Consider the following 18,253-nt stretch of genomic DNA (forward strand, 5'->3'; position numbering starts at 1 on the left):
CTAATTTATACGTAATTTAATGAATGAAGAATTTAAAAATAGTGGTAGTTTGGAGAATCCAACTAGCACTATTTTTGTGTTTGCGAATGGTTCTGTAAAGTAAGTAGCGTGTTTAATGAATTCAATCATTCATCCAGCAACAACTACAGCACCGCTCTCCAATTAGCAGCTAGCATCACAGCCGGACTCGCTGAAGTGCAAAGTGGGAAAGGATTTAGTCCTGTGAGTGGTACGTTTAGTACACAAGGGTTGAATATGGATTGGGTGAGTTCGATTCAGGGGATTATAGAAGAAACAGCTCGAAAAAATGATCAGTCAATTAAAGATATAGAAACAAATAACATAATTGAGAAGAAATCTCCGGTTAGAAATGCTTGGGACGATGCGGCAGACGGTATAGTTAGCACGTTTGAAACAGCGAAAAAGATGTGGGAAGCTATTCAAAGAGGATCGGGGAAAGCTGTTGGTGATGAAATCGAGTCCGCAATAGCTTTAAGTAATATGGACATAGGAACTTTTATTAATGTAACCTATGCACTTTTCCATTTGGATGAAACTGCAAAAAATATGTGGCATGCATTTTCAAATAAAATAAAACGAGATATGATAGAGGGAGATGCAGAGAGTCGTACAGAATTGACTACCTATGGATTAACACAAATAGCTACCACAATATTAGGCGATAGGGCACTAAATAAAGTAGGCCATATCACAAAAGGAGCAAAAGCATCAAGTGGAGTAAGTACATTTGCTAACGCAGTAAAACTAGCAAAAGAATTGAAGCCTACGCTTGAAATGTTACAATCATTTAAGAGAGAGGCTTCCTATGCATTCTCTAGTATTGGTGGAACTATCGTAACCAAAATACCTCAAGGCGAATTAATAGAAGCTTATTATAAGTTTGCGAAGTCTAAAGATGGTAGTAAGGGTAAAACTGGTGAAATAGCTAAGGAATCTAGAAAAGTAGCCCAAACATTAGAAGCAGCTAGAGCACAACAACGTACGGTAATAGAATCAGTAGAAAGTGGCGAAGTAGCTTTAAAAACAACGAAGCGTAAAGGAAATTATGGTGAAATGAAGATGGATGACTTTTTTGAAAGTCAAACATATACTAGAATTAGTGATGATCGTGTATTAACATTAGATCAAAAAATTGTTAAGGGAATAGATGCTGTATATGAAAATTCATCTCCGCCACCTAAGTATGTGATAGCGGAGGCTAAGTATAACACATCCAAATTAGGAAAAACAAATGATGGTAAGCAAATGAGTGAAGATTGGATTCTTGGAAGTGGAAGGTTAGATAGTACTTTGTCAAAAGAAAAAGCAGATGAAATTGTGGAAGAGATGTTGCTGAATCCAGAAAATGTTCAAAGAATTGTTATTCAAGTTATGCTGACGGAACGATTGTGAAGAAAATTCTTGAAGTATAAAAGGTGGAAAAGAAATTATGCTAAGGGATAAAATCAAAAATGATATATATTTTAACAAATTTATCAATTATGAGGAAAAGAGAATAGAAAAGTTTTTATTATTGGTTGAAAAGGTTATTGAGGAAAGAGGCAAAGATGATAAAGGTGTAAAGAATGGATATATAGCGTTACAAGGGTATCATTTTAATAAATTAAGGGCAATGTACTCTGCGGGTTGTTCTATCCAAACTATTCGTGATTTTTTACCTGAAGTAATAAATATAATGGAAAAAGTGTGGAATAAAGAAAGTGGATATATACGTATGTTATGGATGATATCTATAGCAGTAATGCTAAATGTTGAAGATAAAGAATTTAATAGACTAATAGCAATGGTAAGGAAAGAAGGATTAAATGATTATCTGATTAATTATTTTATTGCTTTTAGAAATAGTGAGCCATCAGATTTTTATGAGCAAAGTGAGTTTTATGTAAAATATCCATATTTCAAATTAAAAGAAGTAATTGAGAGTAATAAAATTTCACAAGAGAATTCTATAAAAAATTTAGAGAAATATATAAAGGAGTATTGGTATAAGGGACATTTAGAAGAAGCATGGTACGATGCACATGAAAATAAACATGACATTTATAGTGGTTACTGGAGTTTTGAAAGTGGAGCAATCGCTAAAATTTTAAAATTAGATGATTCAACCTTGGAAGATAGTTCATATTACCCTTATGATATGGTGCATTGCCAAGAAAAATAAATGTTGGAATCCACAGTGATAAATTTTAACACTGTGGATTTTTTAGTTTGTATTAAAGTAGGTATAAGGGTAATGTTGGTAATGGATCCAGTGAGCTAGATGTAAGAGCTAATTAGGAAATATGTACGAGATGTTGAAACGCAGACGAATTATGAATTATCACTGGATTTTTTTATCTAAATATCCATAATATCTAATTGAATGTTAGTAAATTCATAAACATATTGTTATCACCTTCTATTTATATCTGTATATAGAAATTAATTGAATGATTTAATTAAATCTTCAATAGGCCATATCACAAAAGGAGCAAAGGCATCAAGTGGAGTAAGTACATTTGCTAATGCAGTAACACTAGCAAAAGAATTGAAGCCTACCCTTGAAATGTTACAATCATTTAAGAGAGATGCTTCTTATGCATTCTCTAGTGTTGGTGGAACTATTGTAACCAAAATATACCTCAAGGCGAATTAATAGAAGCTTATTATAAGTTTGCGAAGTCTAAAGATGGCGGTAAGGGTAAGACTACAGAACCATACGATGTAGTACCGTATAGACCAAGCAATTCACCATTAGAAAATCATCATGGCGTTATGGATGTATGGGCTGAACATAATGTCCCTGATTATGTTAGTAGAGGGGCGAATACTCCAAATATAGCTTTAACTAAAGAGCAACAAAATGATACTAAAGCTGTTTATAGACAATGGCTCTTTGATAAAACAGGGAAAAAGGTTGGAGGTAAAGTAGAGTGGAAATCTGTTTCAACAAAGGAAATACAAGAATTGACGGAAAAAATGTTTGATGCTGCGAATGTACCACGTTTAGCTAAGCAAGAGTATTATAGGGCTTTTAATCAATATAATTTTAGGGAGTAATTCAGATGGAAAATATTAATCAGTTGATTAAAAAAGTAAAATCATTACCTAATTGTCGAGTTCAGGAGCCTACAGAATTACCGTTAATTGATAAGAATAAGCATATGCTACCAGGTGATTTAAAAGAATTTTATAGTCTTTGTGGTGGTCTAACTTTATGTGAAAATGAGGAATATCCTATTCATATTGTTACCCCAAAGGGGTTTATTTTGGCTAATCCCGTAATTGTAGGAGAGTTATGTGAAGAAGATATTTCATCAACTTGGTATATTATATGCAATGATGGCAAGGATGAATATTTAACAATAGATCTTAGTGAAGAAAGACTAGGTAGATGTTATGATAGTTTCTTTGATCGGCATGGAATAGTTGGGGAGTCGCAAATTATTGCCACTTCATTCACTGACTTACTTGAAAAACTTATTAAGAATAATGGACAATATTGTTATTGGCTAAAGAGTGAATTTGAATCACTGGGTGATGCTTATGATGATCAAGAGTGAAAAGAGAATCTTTAAGTGAGATAGGAAAGTGACAGGGTGTTTGAAAATACGTATTCTATGATGGTTGAACCATTATGGAGTACTATGTGCAATTATAGAATAGAAAAAGAAGTACGAGTTTAGGTGAGATGAGACCATGAACAGAGAAGATTCTCTGAAACGATGTAACAATGGCAAAAGAGAATTTGTAGAACGAGAGATATTATTCCGTTATATGAGTCTGTTCGTTATGGTGAAAAGACGTATACGGATTTAGATGTGGAAGAAATAATGAAGTGGGTAGAGGAAGATGGGAAGGTGGATACATAAATATCCACCTTTTCTTTTTTTATACGGAAATTTGATTAACATGAATTATTTTCTTATATGAAACCGTCTTCAAATAAGAAAATGAAATAAACTTTATTTACTTATATTTCATTGCATGTTAACCTATACTTAATTTTTATAAATTATAATTAATTTTTTAGGGTGTGAAAATGTAATGAAATCGGTATTAAAAAGCATACTTATTTCCTTTGTTTTTTCTGCAGTAGGCATGTGTTGGTTACTGTACGTATTATTCAAAGGGGACGGAGACTGGTTATTGTCTTGGATAGGTGTATTAATGGCATATTTATCTTTATATACTTTAATAGATTTATATTGTAAAAATACATACGATAAAAAAATAAATAAATGGCTTATAAAAACATCGGTAACTAGTTTTAGTTTTGCTGTATTAGGAATCTCATTTTGTATCATACATGAGCTATTAACACCATGGAGTCTTAGTTTAATGGTGTGGTATTGGTTGCTAATGTTAGTATTATTTTTAACGACTATAATATCATTAATCAGTTTAGTATTTGTTAATCGTAAAAATCATAATTTCACTGTTGGATATAGAATGCTCATACTTCTAAATGTATTTCTTACATTGGGACCAGTATTATGGCCGCTATTACTTTCTATTATTGGAAATGGTATGAATGCTAGTGCGGGCTGGTAAAAAGGAATTTAGATTAGTTGTGTAAAGAATAGGATGAAAAGTTAATATAGAATTTTAAATGTTTATGAGAACATGTTTACATAAAAAATGAAAACATGTTCTCTTTTTATTTGCATGCATAACTCTTCCTCAGTTTACTGTATTTAAACGTAAGTATTTCGTAAGGAATGGATAAGAAAAAAGAGAGATTTATCATATAGGATGAAAGTATAGCTTGAATTAATGCGATATTAATGGAGGAGACAAAGCCTTATGAAAAAATGTAATTCAATTAAGTTGGCAAGTTTAGCAGCTTTATTAGCGGGTACTACCCTATTCACACCTGGTTTTACTGTGACTGCAGAGTCAACTCAAAATATTTCTAGTTCGTCACAAGTACATGATCAAAAGAATCGTAATGGCTGGAAACAAGTAATGCAGGAAACAGTACAGCTTGGTGCTGTAGGGATATTAGCTAAGGCGTCTAACAACGGAAAAACTAGTAGTTTTACTGCTGGCGTGGCGGACTTAAGTACAAAGAAACCGTTGAAACCGGATTATCGCTTTCGGATTGGTAGTGTGACGAAGACGTTTACTGCGACGACTGTTCTTCAATTAGTAGGAGAAAAGCGCTTACAACTTGACGATCCAATTGAAAAGTGGCTTCCGGGTCTTATTCAAGGAAATGGGTATGATGGCAACCAAATTACGATACGACAACTTTTGAATCATACGAGTGGTATCGCTGAATACTTAAAGTCAAAAGACGCGGACATAATGAATTCGAAAAAAACGTATACAGCAGAAGAAATAGTGAAAATAGGCCTTTCGCTGCCTCCAGATTTCTCGCCGGGTAAAGACTGGTTGTATTCAAACACAGGATACGTAATACTAGGAATGCTTATTGAAAAAATAACTGGAAATAGTTATGCGGAAGAAATCGAAAAGCGAATTATTGAACCTTTGGACCTATCAAATACGTTTTTACCAGGAAATTCACCCGTCATCCCAGGAAAGAATCATGCTCGTGGATATGTGAAAATAGAGGGAACAGGCGAGTTGAAAGATATTACGTATTATAATCCGAGTTTAGCTAATGCAGCTGGAGATATGATTTCTAATGCGGATGATTTAAATAAGTTCTTTTCAGCTTTACTCGGTGGTAAGTTACTAAAGGAACGCGAGCTAAAAGAAATGCTTACTACAGTTCCAATAGAAGGAAAAGGGGTTGGTGACGCATACGGTCTTGGAATCTATGAGACTAAACTTCCAAACGGTGTTTCAGTTTGGGGGCATGGAGGAGGAATTCCTGGATTTACAACTTTTGCTGGGGGAGTAATTGGAGGCAAACATACATTGGCTATCAGTCTCAACTCTATAGGTGGAGTCGATATTGTTCCGCAGTTAAATAAAATGATGCAAATTGAATTTAATAAATAGATGAAAAGAAAATGAATAGAATTTTGTTATAGTTGCATTTATGATATGGCATCAAGTGTATTTCAAAGTGAAAATCAAACTTAATGCTTACGATAAAAATAAAAAGAATGTCAGTTGCATGGCATTCTTTTTATTTTGAAGAAAAGAAATGTATTTATTTCTGAAAATTGTTATTTTTATAATCTTTTCATATAATGAAAGTAATAGGGGGTATAAAGGGGAGTTATGAATAGATGATACTTTAGTTTGTTAATTATTTCTAATATTAACTAATATAACAGTGGAGTTGAATACAATGGGACAAAATCATTTTAAATGGAGTAATAAGCAATTACGAGAACATGTTGAAGTACTAGACGGCACAAGAAGTCCACACATATTATTAAAGAATGCAACATATTTAAATTCCTATATGCGCGAGTGGATGACAGCGCACATTTGGATATATAATGATCGAATTGTATATGTAGGGGAGCAGCTGCCAAAGCAATTAACGGAGTGTGAAGTTGTTGATTGTGAAGGAAAGTATGTCGTACCCGGTTACATAGAACCCCATGCACATCCATATCAGTTGTATAACCCAGAGACGCTAGCGAATCATGCGATGCAGTTTGGGACAACAACTTTTATTAATGATAATTTAACTTTATTTTTTACATTAAAGCGTGAAGAAGCATTTCGTTTATTAGATGAATTCAATAAGATTCCAGCAAGTATGTATTGGTGGTGCCGTTTTGATGGACAGACTGAATTACAAAACGGGGAATCTTTGTTTAATAGTGAAGAAATAGTAGAGTGGCTACAGCATGAAGCGGTGATTCAAGGCGGCGAGCTAACAGCATGGCCCAAATTATTACATGGTGATGATGAAATGTTACATTGGGTGCAGGAAACGAAACGATTACATAAAAAAGTAGAAGGACATTTTCCAGGTGCATCTGAAACGACTTTAGCGAAGTTAAAACTGTTAGGTACAGATTGTGATCATGAGGCGATGACAGGGCAGGAAGCTTTCGCTCGTCTTATGCAAGGTTACACTGTTTCCCTAAGAAATTCTTCAATCCGTCCAGATTTAGAAGTTTTACTGAAAGAATTGTTGGAACTAGGCGTAAAGCAGTTTGATAGATTTATTCTTACTACAGACGGCTCACATCCTTCGTTTTATGCAAATGGAATGACAAACGTTATGATTTCTACCGCGATAAAACAAGGAGTGCCAGTAATAGATGCATACCATATGGCAAGTTATAATATTGCTCGCTATTATAATATGGAGCATGTGCATGGTTCAATTGCGACAGGTAGAATCGCCAATGTCAATATTTTAGAAAGTAAAGAAAATCCGGTGCCAACGAGTGTAATCGCAAAAGGACAATGGGTAAAGCGTGATAGAGTAAACAAAAATGAATCGTTACTTATAGAATGGAGTAACTTCAAAGTAACTCCACTACTGTTAGACTGGACCATAGAAAAAGAGGATATGGTTTTTTCTAATAAAGCAGGTATACACTTATTGAATAACGTTATAACAAAACCATACGTTAGCGAAATCGACTTAGGCCTTAATGAACTGTCTATTGTTCATGATGAATGTTTCCTCATGATGATTGCCCGTGATGGCAGTTGGCGAGTGAATACAGTTGTGAAAGGTTTTGCGAATGAATTAGGTGGCCTTGCTAGTTCTTATTCAGGTACAGGCGATATCATTCTTATTGGAAAGAGTAAAGAAGATATGCTTACAGCTTTTCATAGAGTAAAAGAGCTTGGCGGAGGGATTGTAATTGCTGAAAAGAATGAAGTATTGCACGAAATTGCATTACCATTGCTCGGGATTATGTCGGATGTAAAGATGAGTGAATTAATACAAGAAGAGAAAAAGATGGTGAACTTACTGCAAGCGCGAGGATATGCTTATAACGATCCAGCATTTACGATTTTATTCTTTTCTGCGACGCACTTGCCTTTTATACGAGTAACACCTATAGGATTATATGATGTGAAAAGTAGTAAGGTAGTTGCCCCGCCCGTGAATTTGATAAAGCAATATTAAAAGGAAAGGTCCTATAAAAAATTTATTTTATAGGACCTTTCTCATTTCTAGCATAAGAATATTGTAAGCCTCAAATAATATAGTATCTAAATCATTTGAGGTGATATGTAATTATGAAAAAAATATTGTACATCTTAAGCATATTTATTTTGTGTGTATCGATACAACACGTTGTACATTCTCAAACAGATGCACCAAAGTTAACTTCAGATTGTCTCGAAGAAAGTAAAATTCGGGATGAAAAGTATGTGGAAAATATTATGAAGGACATTAAATCCGTATTTCATTTGAATTTTGATGAAGGTGGCTTTTGGGAAGTTAATAAAAGAGATTTAGAAGCTGCACATTTAATGTATGGTGGTCGGATTGATGATACGTATTATAATTCGTTAACTAAAGTTTTTGAAAGTGGTGGATATAGAGGAGAGCCAAGATTGTTTGTAAAGCCGCTTGAAGCATTTTTACTCTATAAAGAAATAGACGATACAAATGTGATAAAACACCTTGAACTTGAAAAAGGGGAATGGGTTGTTACTGAAACGCAAAAGAAGCAAGGGAAAATAGTGGAATACAAACCGTTGCAATGTGAAAAAGATTATTTGAAAAAGAGATATGAGTATCATAATCCCAAATGAAATAACGGAAATTTTGAAGGAGAAAAATTTCGTTAATACTTGTAAATGAGGCGGTAGAAATTCCTAGTAATTTCGCCATAAAAAAAACGTCATTTTATAGATTAAAAATGACGTTTTTTTTATTCTCAAAGCTTTTGTATTGCACTCTCAATTTTATTCACCAAATCAGCTGACACTTTATGAAAATACCCCAAAACTACCTTTCGAATATCATCGGATATAACTTTCAAATCACTAGCTAAGTTTTCAGCGAGATGTTCTTTTTCTATCGGCTGTAACTTCTTATAAAATTCACCAGCCTGCGTAAAGTCATTTTGTTTTGTTATAGAAGTTCTTTCAAGTTTACCTTCAACGTATCTTCCGTCACCGCTCGTTATTTGCTTAGTCGGTGTCCAATCTTGCTGCTGGTTAATCGTTAATTTGCGAAATTCGGGACCAATTCTTCTTCGTTGTGAATCACTGTAAATATTAGCGCGCCCTTGCAGCATTTTATCATCTGATAGTTCTGCACCATCCAGTAAATTAGAAGGGGAAAATGCGACTTTTTCTACTTGTTCCATAAAATTTTCAGGATTTTTATTTAATACCATTTTCCCGACTGGTATGAGAGGATACGTCTGTTCATCCCATACTTTTGTGTCATCTAAAGGATCATAAGATAGGTGCGCTTCATCTTTCGGATCCATGAGCTGGACGTATAAGCCATACTCCACTGGTTTACCATTTTCAATTGCATCATATAAATCTTTCCCGCTATAATCAGGATTTTCGGCAGCTAGTTTAATTGCTTCTTTACTAGTAATGTACTGTACACCTTCAAATGGGTACCAATGATACTTTACATACTTTCGATTACCTTCCGCATTTCTCCAAATGTATGTATTTACACTATGTCCTGGAATGTGGCGAAGACTTTTGGCCGTACCATTATTAGAGTATAAACGGACAACAAAATGAATAGATTCAGGTGCTTTAGCGACAAAACTCCAAAATCTATTAGGGTCTATTAAGTTATTTTTAGGTGAAGGCAATAATGCTTGAATCGTTTCAGGGAAACGCATCGGATCACGAACAGAAAAAACAGGGATGTGATTGCATAAAAGGTCAAAAATGCCTTCTTTCGTATAAAATTTTGTGGAAAAACCGCGTACATTTCTAGAAGTATCCGGTGTTCCTTTCGTACTAACAGCTAACGAAAATCGCACCATTACAGGAACTTTCTCATTAGAATTTTGTAAAAAACTTAATTTAGTATGTTCAGACATCGAATATATCGTTTGAAAATAACCGAACGCACCAAATCCTTTTACATGAACAGGTCTTTCTAAAATTTTTTCATGAATAAATTCTTGTAATGACTCATGCAGTACACTATCTTGCTCTAGTACGGGTCCACGTGAACCAACTGTTTGAGAGTGAAGTTTAGCTTGTTCATTACGTTCGTCATTTTCATTAAAGTCTTTCCCTAGTATAGATTGCCCCTGTTTATCATAGTTTTCATCCATCGATATAGCCTCCAAATCTTTTTTGTCCATTGTTACTAAATATGATTCTATAGCCTTAATTATGTATGACACGCACAGTTCAAAGCAGTAACATACCGCTAGATGAAAAAAACACATATGTAGTGGACCTGTTGAAATAGAAGAAATTATGGAAAAATGAATATCGGGAAGAGAAAGCACACGTTTTACTAAAAATGTGGAAGAAAACCACTATTAAAATTTCAATCTTAAAACTTAATTTATAAACGATTATATAGAGAATGAACGTTAAAAAAGGGAAAATAACTAGGAGGAATTTAGCATGTCGGATTGGTTTCAATTAGATAAAGAATATATGATGTCTACATATTGTCGTACAGAGGTTGCAATGGAAAGGGGAGAAGGGTGTAAACTGTATGATGTAGATGGTAAAGAGTATTTAGATTTATTTTCTGGCGTAGGAGTAAATGTATTAGGATATAATCATCCTAAAATTGTACAAACGACAATGGAGCAAGTTGCGAAATCGTTGCATTTACCGTTTCATTTTTTAAACCCAGTTGCAATTGAGTATGCAAAGAAATTAGTAGGTTGTACTTTAAAAAGCGGAAAAGTCTTTTTTACAAACTCTGGTACGGAAGCGACAGAAACGACATTAAAATTAATTGATAAATATAGATCTATTGCGAATGAAGAGCGTGATGGAGTAGTTGTGTTAAAAGATAGTTTTCACGGGAGGACGTTAGGGGCACTACATTTTACGAGACAAGAAAAGGTATATCAAAATTTTCCTAAAACATCTATTCCTGTATATGAAGTAGAGCGCGAGAATATAGACCAATTAGAAGAAACCATTATTAAAGAAAATCCAATTGCGATTATGCTAGAGCCTGTTTTAGGTAGCGGGGGGATTTATCCTTTATCAAGTGAATATTTACATGGTGTTCAAAATTTATGTAAAAAATATAATGTACTTCTTGTCGTTGATGAAGTTCAAAGTGGAATGGGTCGAACGGGAAAACTATTTGCTTATCAAAATTTTAATATTACACCGGACATTATTCAAATCGGTAAAGGAGCAGGAGGCGGGATACCGCTAGGGGGAATTATTGTAGGTGAAAAGTTATGTGATGTATTTTCACCAGGAGATCACGGGACAACGTTTGCTCACTCATCAATGGGAACAGCATTAGGTTTAACTGTATTAAATACATTACTTGATGATGGGTTAATGCAAGAAGCTTATGAAACGTCACTATATTTAAATGACAAACTGCAAGACATTCAGAAAGAAAATTCTTATTATATTCAGGAAGTGCGTCATGCGGGGATGATGTTTGGGATAAGTGTGAATGACACGAATGAAAATGTGAAGAAATTACAGATTGAGTTAATGAATAAAGGGATGTTGGTCGATGTAACACAAGGGAATATTATTCGATTACTTCCGCCGTATATTATTACGAAAGAGGAAATTGACGCATTCACTTATGAGTTTATTTCCTGTGTTCATAACATAGCTGCTACAGCAAGTATTTAAAAAAATATAAAAAAATATAAAAAGCTAAAGAAGCCGCTATTTTAGCGGCTTCTTTAGCTTTTTAAAATAGTAAATTACTGAACATAGAGAGCATCTCATTGGACAAATAATTAATTATGTGAAACAATAATAACAGATAAGGAGACGTTAATTTTCCTTAAGTGCTTCGAATTAATTTTATTCAATAAGAGAAGGTGTGCTTAAAGAAGTTAAATTAAATAAGGAGCTGTTTTATTATATGCAACAAAATAATGATTTAAATTTTGAACCTCAAGACGTTAATATTGTCAATCCTAAACAAGCCAGGAAAGCAGTAATTGCTACTGGTATAGGAAACGCAATGGAGTGGTTTGACTTCGGATTATACGCGTATTTAGCGGTTATTTTAAGTCAATTATTCTTCTCAGGTGTTGATAATAGTGGATTGCAGCTCGTACTTACATTCGGTACATTTGCAGCAGCCTTTCTCGTTCGACCAATCGGAGGTGTATTCTTTGGTAGAATAGGAGATAAGTACGGCCGAAAAATCGTGTTAAGTACTACTATTATTTTAATGGCACTTTCTACATTATTCATCGCATTACTACCAACCTATGAACAAATTGGTGTATGGGCACCAATACTACTTTTAGTTGCCCGAATGATTCAAGGCTTCTCTACAGGCGGCGAATATTCAGGTGCAATGGTTTATATCGCAGAATCTTCTCCAGATAAAAAGCGTGGTATACTCGGTAGTGGTCTTGAAATTGGAACACTCTCAGGTTACATTGCTGCATCGGTAATTGTTACCATTTTGACGTTATTGTTAACAGATGAGCAAATGCTCAGCTGGGGATGGCGTATTCCGTTCTTAGTAGCTGCACCAATTGGTTTGGTCGGTTTATACTTACGCCGTCATCTAGATGAATCTCCAATCTTTGAAGAGATGGAAAAAGCACAAGAGGAATCTGAAGACAATGAACAATTTTCATTTATGGATATTATTAAATATCACAAAAAAGACTTCTTATTAAGCACAGTAATTGTCGCCTTCTTTAATATTACAAATTATATGATTCTTTCGTATATTCCTTCTTATCTAACTCAAGTACTTAAAGTCGAAGAAACAACAGGCTTATTAATTATTTCTATTACGATGGCACTTATGATTCCACTAGCACTATATTTTGGTAAGTTAAGTGATAAAATTGGTAATAAACGCGTTGTGCAAATTGGTTTACTTGGTTTAACTGTATTTGCAATTCCAGCATTTTTACTAATAGGTAACGGACATATTGCAGCTATATTTGCAGGTATTTTCGTACTAGGTTTCTTCTTAAGTGTATATGAAGGAACATTACCTTCATTATTACCATCACTCTTTTTCACCGATGTACGTTATCGAGCACTTTCGATCTCATTTAATATTTCTGTATCGATATTCGGTGGAACAACACCGCTCGTATGTTCATACTTAGTTCATGCAACTGGTAACCCGCTCGCACCGGCATTTTATTTAGCAGGTGTAAGTATTATTGGATTAGTTGTATTTAGTGTACTATTTGTTACGACTTCAGGGCGTGCGCTAAAAGGTTCATATCCTACAGTAGAAACGAAAAAAGAAGCACACCTAATCGCTAAAGAAGACCCTGAAGAAACACTTTGGTGGCATGAAGAGTCATTAGAAATTGAAGCAGGGAAGAATGCTTCCATTTAAAAAGCAACGTAGAAGTATAAAAAGACTCCTATGAATAAATAACGGGTTCAGTTACGGGAGAGAAAATATAAAATAACAAACAAAAAAGGGATGTAAATCACATATGATTTAGCATCCCTTTTTATATTGTTATTAAAATGTTTAAGCACTTTTATGTACTCTTGCTATTTTATATACTAAAACCATTGCTAAATTGGTTGTCTAGAAAGACCTTTAATGATAGCTCGTGGAGATGGTAAAAGTTATATCCATTCTAATTTTAATCCAAAATACGCACAAATGGCTCTAACGATAATTCGAACCCATTATAACTTTTGTATACCATTTACCACAAACGAAGGGAAAAAGAAAACAGTAAAAACACCAGTATAACGATTGGGTATTACTGGAAAACAGTTTGATTTAAAAGATATAATTTAATTTAGATAGTTCACTCAAATAATGGTGGACTATATTTTTTAAAAGGTAAATGGAAAATTACGTTAAAATAATTATAGAGATTGTGAAAAAATGTTCTTAAACTAACGGTCAGGTTACTTTAAGCAGGATTTTTCAAAGGAAATGGTGAATATCATATTTTGAAGGGGTGATTGCAGTGAAGTAAGTGATTTTTTTATCTTGGTTAAATACTTTGAAGAAAGGGATTTATAATTATGAACACAAAACTAATAATAGTAGAAGGTTTACCTGGATTTGGAAAATCAACCACTGCAAAGCTAATAAATGAAATTCTAAGCCAAAATAAAATTGAAGTTGAACTATTTTTAGAGGGAAATTTGAACCATCCAGCCGACTATGATGGTGTATCTTGTTTTAATAAATTTGAATTTGATAGATTATTATCTAACAGTGGAGATTTTAAAGAAGTGCTTCTTAAAAGAGTTCTAAAAAAAGGAAGCAATTATTTATTACCATACAGAAAGATAAAAAATGAGTTTGGTGATCAGTTTTCGGACGAATTATTTAACGATATTTCAAAAAACGATATATATGAATTGTCATTCGATAAAAATGTTGAATTAATTGCTGACAAATGGAATGACTTTACTGAAAGTGCTCTAGAAGACAATAAGGTTTATATCTTTGAATGTTGTTTCATACAAAACTCATTAACTATTGGGATGATTAAATATGGTGAACAAAAAGAAAAAATAATAAATTATGTAATGAAAGTTGCAAAAATTATAGAGAATTTAAATCCAATGTTATTGTATGTAGAACAAGATAATCTTGAATTTTCATTTAGGAAGGCACTAAAAGAAAGAACTCCAGAATGGTCCACAGGAATCGTCGACTATTACACTAACCAAGGCTATGGGAAAGAACATAACCATTCAGGTGTAGAAGGAGCGATAAAAGTTCTTGAAGCTAGAAGGAATTTAGAATTAGAAATATTCGATATGTTAAAAATGAAAAAAGAAAAAATCAATAATACAAAATATGAAATTGACTCATATAGCTCAATGTTAAAAGATAAGTTAACAATACAAATGGTGAAATAGCTTTTTGCACTAACTGGTACTTTAGTTGAAGAAGGAAATGAAAACGCTCAGAATATTTTCTGAGCGTTTTAGTTTGCTATTTATAATGCGAAATACATACAAATTATTGTGTTATTTCTAATGGTTATTAGCATTTTTCTCTCCCTAAACTGAGCACATGAATGAAAAAATAGGAGTCTTTTGTTGTCTTATTTCTTTCTTTTCTTCAAATGTTTTTGATATGCATAAAGCTTATGAATCTCTTCCTTAAATTCATGCAGAAGTACAATGCTTTTACCATTTGAATAACGCACCGTATTATAAGCATCTATAATAATATCACTTTGAATATTTACATCTTCTTCATCATGTATTCTTTCTAGCCAAGCCTCAACAGTTTCTCCCCGTTTTCTATTTAAAGGAGGGGTTAACTTACTCTCTAGCTTGAAAATTTCCTTCCGAATTTCGTTATGTGGCGGTTTATTTCGTTTAAAACGATTTTGGCTCATTCCTTCTTTATCAGTAATGATAGTAGATTCGAAGACGTGCATATTTGGTAAACTTAAATGTTTTCGTTTTTTTACTATTTTCCAAACGACGTAAATAGCGATAGCTGTACAGACTATTATTGTAGCGCTATTTATGAGTATTGGATCAAAATCAGGAATTTTTTTTCCGTCTTCAATTTTTGGTTTTAAGAGATGTCCTTTATTTGCCCAAACATCTTCAGTATCTTTTAATTCCGCTGCTTTAATTAATGGCATTAAAGCATAGCCGACGCCTAATGCGACTACTTCCGTTATAAAACCAAAAATAAGTCGAATGAAAGGAAATATTTGAACAATTAATATACTCATTAAGCCAATCGTAATGATAGAAGCAAAACGTAATAGTTGTTGTTTGCGATTTGCCCCGGTTAACCAAAATGTAATCATAAGATGCAAGGCTAACATTAATAGTTTCCACAACGGTGGAAAGGGTGCATAAAATATAACTGAAACGACAAACCATACAATACCACCTAAAGATTTTTGAACTGGATATCCAGGTCCGACCACATGTACGATAAAGAAAAATAGTGGTAATATGATTGTGCCAAAAAGAGAAAAAGGTAAAAATAAAGAGAAAAGAACGATTTGAAGAACTAAAAGTATTACAAATCCTGTTGTTTTTTTCTGCATAAATTTATGAATAAGAAATACTCCAATATAGCCTGTTGTTAAAAATATTGCAATACTAATTAGTTCATCTCTTTCTGTTAATAATGAAAGCAGGAGGAGCAGAATGAAATCATGAATGTGATATAGCCAAGTTTTCAACCGATTCCACCATCCCTTCACTAGTAATGAGAAACGTTGGCTGCGAGAGAAGAGGGAGTTCATTTCTTTGTAAACCAATGTATATCATTGTAGACGATCGTTCTCTCTTTCTCGTTACATAATGAAGGAATCCTTGTTTCGGAAGTAACGTACTATCATCTGAAATACGGGCTAATTCTTCTAAAGCTTTTGCATATTGCGTTTGCCCTTCATGTAACGATAAATGTAATGCACCACCTTCTGCTAATACACTAATAAATAATTCAAACGGTATTTGATGCTTCGTTGCATATTGGCAAATGTATGTTGCGAATGAAATTAAATCTTCAACATTATCTTTCCAACCAAATCCACGATCGGCAGCTAAAGAAAGACAAATCGTCCAACTATAATTTTTTACAGGTTCATATTGCTTCGCTTGTAATTCCTGCATTTTAGCAGATGCCTTCCAATGAATAGAACGGAATGATTCACGTTCATAGCGTTTTACACCTATAATAGATGTTTCGTCATTGTAAAAAGAAAAATTCGTTTGATAGGATCCGATTAAAAGTTGCTGAAGTTCTTGCAAACCTGCTACTTCTTTAGGAGAAGGATACACAATAATTTCAGTCCTTAATTTATCAAAAACAGGTAAATGTACAGTTAATAGATGAAATGGATCTTTTAATACACATTCAAACTGTTCAATTTGAAACACCCCACGCTTCGTAGCGGTTAATGTTAAATCCCATTTTTGTGCCGAATGTGCAGGTTGTGAAAATGGGAAAGAGAATAACGTTTTTGATATTTGTTCAATGCCTTGCTCTTTATGCGGTATAAGGGACGAATTTAAATGAAAGTAACAAACACCATTAACGAGCGGTATGCTGGCTCCATTTTTTAAATGAATAAAAAACTGTCCAGATTCCTCAGGAAAAAGCCGTGTAGTTTGTTTCTCATTTATGATTTGAAACTTCTTCTCTATGAAAGCGACATATTTATAAATAAAAATCGCAAATATATAATAGAAGAAAAAGAGAAACATAAGCATTCGTTGCGGGAAAAAGAATGTGAAAAGTAACGCGATTGGAACGGTTAGTTGAATAATATGAAGTTGAAAAAATAAAGGTACAGTTACAACGCGCTGTCCATTCATGCTTGCTCAATCTCCACGGGTACATCAACTTCTTTTAAAATACTTTGCATAATATCATTTTTTGTCGTACGTAATGCACCTTCCATTGATAAGACGATACGGTGATTCCAAACAGAAGGAACTAACAATTGTATATCTTCTGGTGTGCAATATTCTCTCCCATGTAAAAAGGCTAAAGCTTGAACAGCACGTACTAAAGCTAATGTGGCACGTGGGCTTACACCGTTAGCGATATAATCATGATTTCTTGTAGCATGAGCAAGTTTAATAATGTAATGTTCTAACGGTTCCGAAACAAATATTTCTTTTACTCGTTTTTGAGCTTCTAAAATATCTTCTAATGAGATGACAGATGTGACACTTTCTAATGGTAAATCGTTCCGAAAACGTCGCATCATTTGTAACTCATCTTTAGGAGTTGGATAACCAATTGAAATCGTCATTAAAAAGCGATCAAGCTGTGCATCTGGAAGAGGGAAAGTCCCTTGTGATTCGATTGGGTTTTGCGTCGCAATAACAAAGAACGGTTTCGGCAGAGGCGTAGATTTTTTTTCGAGCGTCACTTGTCGTTCTTCCATCGCTTCTAACAAACTCGACTGCGTTCTCGGCATTGCACGGTTAATTTCATCTGCTAGCAAAATGTTTGTCATAACCGGTCCAATTCTTAATTCGAATTCGCTTGTTTTTGGGTTGAAGTATTCAATACCTGTTACATCACTTGGAAGTACATCAGGGGTGAATTGAACGCGAGAAAAACTACCACCAATACTTTTGGAAATGGTTTTCGCCAGTAACGTTTTCCCAGTACCAGGCACGTCTTCGAGTAGTGCATGTCCATCAGCAAGAAGTGAAACGAGCAGTAGATCAATAACATTTTCTTTCCCAACAAACACAGATCCGATGTTTTCTTTCAATTTATGTATCATATGTACCATTC

General features: G+C 33.8%; 13 protein-coding genes and 4 pseudogenes. 13 read left to right on the forward strand and 4 right to left on the reverse strand.

Going from position 1 to position 18,253, the window contains the following annotated elements; all coding sequences use genetic code 11:
* Positions 1 to 117 precede the first annotated feature (117 nt).
* The 9 genes and pseudogenes from N2V92_RS19790 to N2V92_RS19830 form a co-directional block, all read left to right on the forward strand.
* Positions 118 to 1,413, forward strand: a pseudogene (locus N2V92_RS19790) (cytoplasmic protein); the annotation flags it as partial.
* A gap of 37 nt (positions 1,414 to 1,450) precedes the next feature.
* On the forward strand, positions 1,451 to 2,182 hold the full coding sequence (locus N2V92_RS19795) for a PoNe immunity protein domain-containing protein (protein ID WP_042598184.1): 732 nt from the start codon (positions 1,451 to 1,453) through the stop codon (positions 2,180 to 2,182).
* A 264-nt stretch (positions 2,183 to 2,446) separates the two neighbouring features.
* Positions 2,447 to 3,060 (forward strand): annotated as a pseudogene (locus N2V92_RS30050) (sugar-binding protein).
* A 5-nt stretch (positions 3,061 to 3,065) separates the two neighbouring features.
* The gene (locus tag N2V92_RS19805; RefSeq protein WP_042598182.1) at positions 3,066 to 3,563 is read left to right on the forward strand and encodes an SMI1/KNR4 family protein; all 498 of its coding nucleotides are present in this window, start codon (positions 3,066 to 3,068) and stop codon (positions 3,561 to 3,563) included.
* Between the two features lie 135 nt (positions 3,564 to 3,698).
* Positions 3,699 to 3,872: pseudogene (locus tag N2V92_RS19810) on the forward strand (signal peptidase II); the annotation flags it as partial.
* 175 nt (positions 3,873 to 4,047) lie between these two features.
* Complete coding sequence (locus N2V92_RS19815) at positions 4,048 to 4,554, forward strand: DUF3902 family protein (RefSeq protein WP_000843839.1); 507 nt, start codon at positions 4,048 to 4,050, stop codon at positions 4,552 to 4,554.
* Between the two features lie 252 nt (positions 4,555 to 4,806).
* Positions 4,807 to 5,973, forward strand: a complete 1,167-nt coding sequence (locus N2V92_RS19820) for a serine hydrolase domain-containing protein (RefSeq protein WP_042598181.1) — start codon at positions 4,807 to 4,809, stop codon at positions 5,971 to 5,973.
* Between the two features lie 295 nt (positions 5,974 to 6,268).
* Positions 6,269 to 8,023 carry an adenine deaminase C-terminal domain-containing protein gene (locus tag N2V92_RS19825; RefSeq protein ID WP_042598179.1) on the forward strand — a complete coding sequence of 585 codons (1,755 nt, stop codon included), beginning with the start codon at positions 6,269 to 6,271 and terminating at the stop codon, positions 8,021 to 8,023.
* Between the two features lie 113 nt (positions 8,024 to 8,136).
* Positions 8,137 to 8,658 carry a hypothetical protein gene (locus N2V92_RS19830; protein WP_017763323.1) on the forward strand — a complete coding sequence of 174 codons (522 nt, stop codon included), beginning with the start codon at positions 8,137 to 8,139 and terminating at the stop codon, positions 8,656 to 8,658.
* 125 nt (positions 8,659 to 8,783) lie between these two features.
* Here the strand turns inward: N2V92_RS19830 and N2V92_RS19835 are convergent, their stop codons facing one another.
* Complete coding sequence (locus N2V92_RS19835) at positions 8,784 to 10,163, reverse strand: catalase (RefSeq protein ID WP_042598177.1); 1,380 nt, start codon at positions 10,161 to 10,163, stop codon at positions 8,784 to 8,786.
* A gap of 301 nt (positions 10,164 to 10,464) precedes the next feature.
* Here N2V92_RS19835 and N2V92_RS19840 point away from each other — a divergent pair, with 301 nt between their 5' ends.
* The 4 genes and pseudogenes from N2V92_RS19840 to N2V92_RS19850 all read left to right on the forward strand — a co-directional run bounded on the left by N2V92_RS19840 (position 10,465) and on the right by N2V92_RS19850 (position 14,880).
* Positions 10,465 to 11,682: an aspartate aminotransferase family protein gene (locus N2V92_RS19840; RefSeq protein WP_001286468.1), complete on the forward strand. Its 1,218-nt coding sequence runs from the start codon at positions 10,465 to 10,467 to the stop codon at positions 11,680 to 11,682.
* Positions 11,683 to 11,920: 238 nt separating this feature from the next.
* Positions 11,921 to 13,378 (forward strand): MFS transporter, encoded by a 1,458-nt coding sequence (locus tag N2V92_RS19845; RefSeq protein WP_001186930.1) that lies wholly within the window; start codon positions 11,921 to 11,923, stop codon positions 13,376 to 13,378.
* 192 nt (positions 13,379 to 13,570) lie between these two features.
* Positions 13,571 to 13,750, forward strand: a pseudogene (locus N2V92_RS30055) (hypothetical protein); the annotation flags it as partial.
* Between the two features lie 281 nt (positions 13,751 to 14,031).
* On the forward strand, positions 14,032 to 14,880 hold the full coding sequence (locus N2V92_RS19850; RefSeq protein ID WP_001093193.1) for a hypothetical protein: 849 nt from the start codon (positions 14,032 to 14,034) through the stop codon (positions 14,878 to 14,880).
* Positions 14,881 to 15,068: 188 nt separating this feature from the next.
* Here N2V92_RS19850 and N2V92_RS19855 read toward each other — a convergent pair whose 3' ends face one another.
* The 3 genes from N2V92_RS19855 to N2V92_RS19865 are packed head-to-tail and all read right to left on the reverse strand — an operon-like array spanning position 15,069 to position 18,242.
* The gene (locus N2V92_RS19855) at positions 15,069 to 16,178 is read right to left on the reverse strand and encodes a DUF4018 domain-containing protein (RefSeq protein WP_000860493.1); all 1,110 of its coding nucleotides are present in this window, start codon (positions 16,176 to 16,178) and stop codon (positions 15,069 to 15,071) included.
* A complete protein-coding gene (locus N2V92_RS19860) occupies positions 16,150 to 17,316 on the reverse strand; it encodes a DUF58 domain-containing protein (RefSeq protein WP_001014386.1) in 1,167 nt (388 codons plus the stop codon). The genes N2V92_RS19855 and N2V92_RS19860 overlap by 29 nt, the downstream gene beginning before the upstream one ends.
* Positions 17,313 to 18,242: an AAA family ATPase gene (locus tag N2V92_RS19865; protein WP_000581417.1), complete on the reverse strand. Its 930-nt coding sequence runs from the start codon at positions 18,240 to 18,242 to the stop codon at positions 17,313 to 17,315. Before N2V92_RS19865 ends, N2V92_RS19860 begins: the two co-directional genes overlap by 4 nt.
* Between the last annotated feature and the right edge of the window lie 11 nt (positions 18,243 to 18,253).

Source organism: Bacillus sp. CH_48, from assembly GCF_038008465.1.
GTDB lineage: Bacteria > Bacillota > Bacilli > Bacillales > Bacillaceae_G > Bacillus_A > Bacillus_A thuringiensis_S.

Coding starts and splice junctions, on each gene's coding strand:
- N2V92_RS19835 (WP_042598177.1), bottom strand. CDS start 10,163: ATGGATGAAAACTATGATAAACAGGGGCAATCTATACTAGGGAAAGAC.
- N2V92_RS19805 (WP_042598182.1), top strand. CDS start 3,066: ATGGAAAATATTAATCAGTTGATTAAAAAAGTAAAATCATTACCTAAT.
- N2V92_RS19820 (WP_042598181.1), top strand. CDS start 4,807: ATGAAAAAATGTAATTCAATTAAGTTGGCAAGTTTAGCAGCTTTATTA.
- N2V92_RS19865 (WP_000581417.1), bottom strand. CDS start 18,242: ATGATACATAAATTGAAAGAAAACATCGGATCTGTGTTTGTTGGGAAA.
- N2V92_RS19830 (WP_017763323.1), top strand. CDS start 8,137: ATGAAAAAAATATTGTACATCTTAAGCATATTTATTTTGTGTGTATCG.
- N2V92_RS19815 (WP_000843839.1), top strand. CDS start 4,048: ATGAAATCGGTATTAAAAAGCATACTTATTTCCTTTGTTTTTTCTGCA.
- N2V92_RS19850 (WP_001093193.1), top strand. CDS start 14,032: ATGAACACAAAACTAATAATAGTAGAAGGTTTACCTGGATTTGGAAAA.
- N2V92_RS19795 (WP_042598184.1), top strand. CDS start 1,451: ATGCTAAGGGATAAAATCAAAAATGATATATATTTTAACAAATTTATC.
- N2V92_RS19840 (WP_001286468.1), top strand. CDS start 10,465: ATGTCGGATTGGTTTCAATTAGATAAAGAATATATGATGTCTACATAT.
- N2V92_RS19825 (WP_042598179.1), top strand. CDS start 6,269: ATGGGACAAAATCATTTTAAATGGAGTAATAAGCAATTACGAGAACAT.
- N2V92_RS19845 (WP_001186930.1), top strand. CDS start 11,921: ATGCAACAAAATAATGATTTAAATTTTGAACCTCAAGACGTTAATATT.
- N2V92_RS19860 (WP_001014386.1), bottom strand. CDS start 17,316: ATGAATGGACAGCGCGTTGTAACTGTACCTTTATTTTTTCAACTTCAT.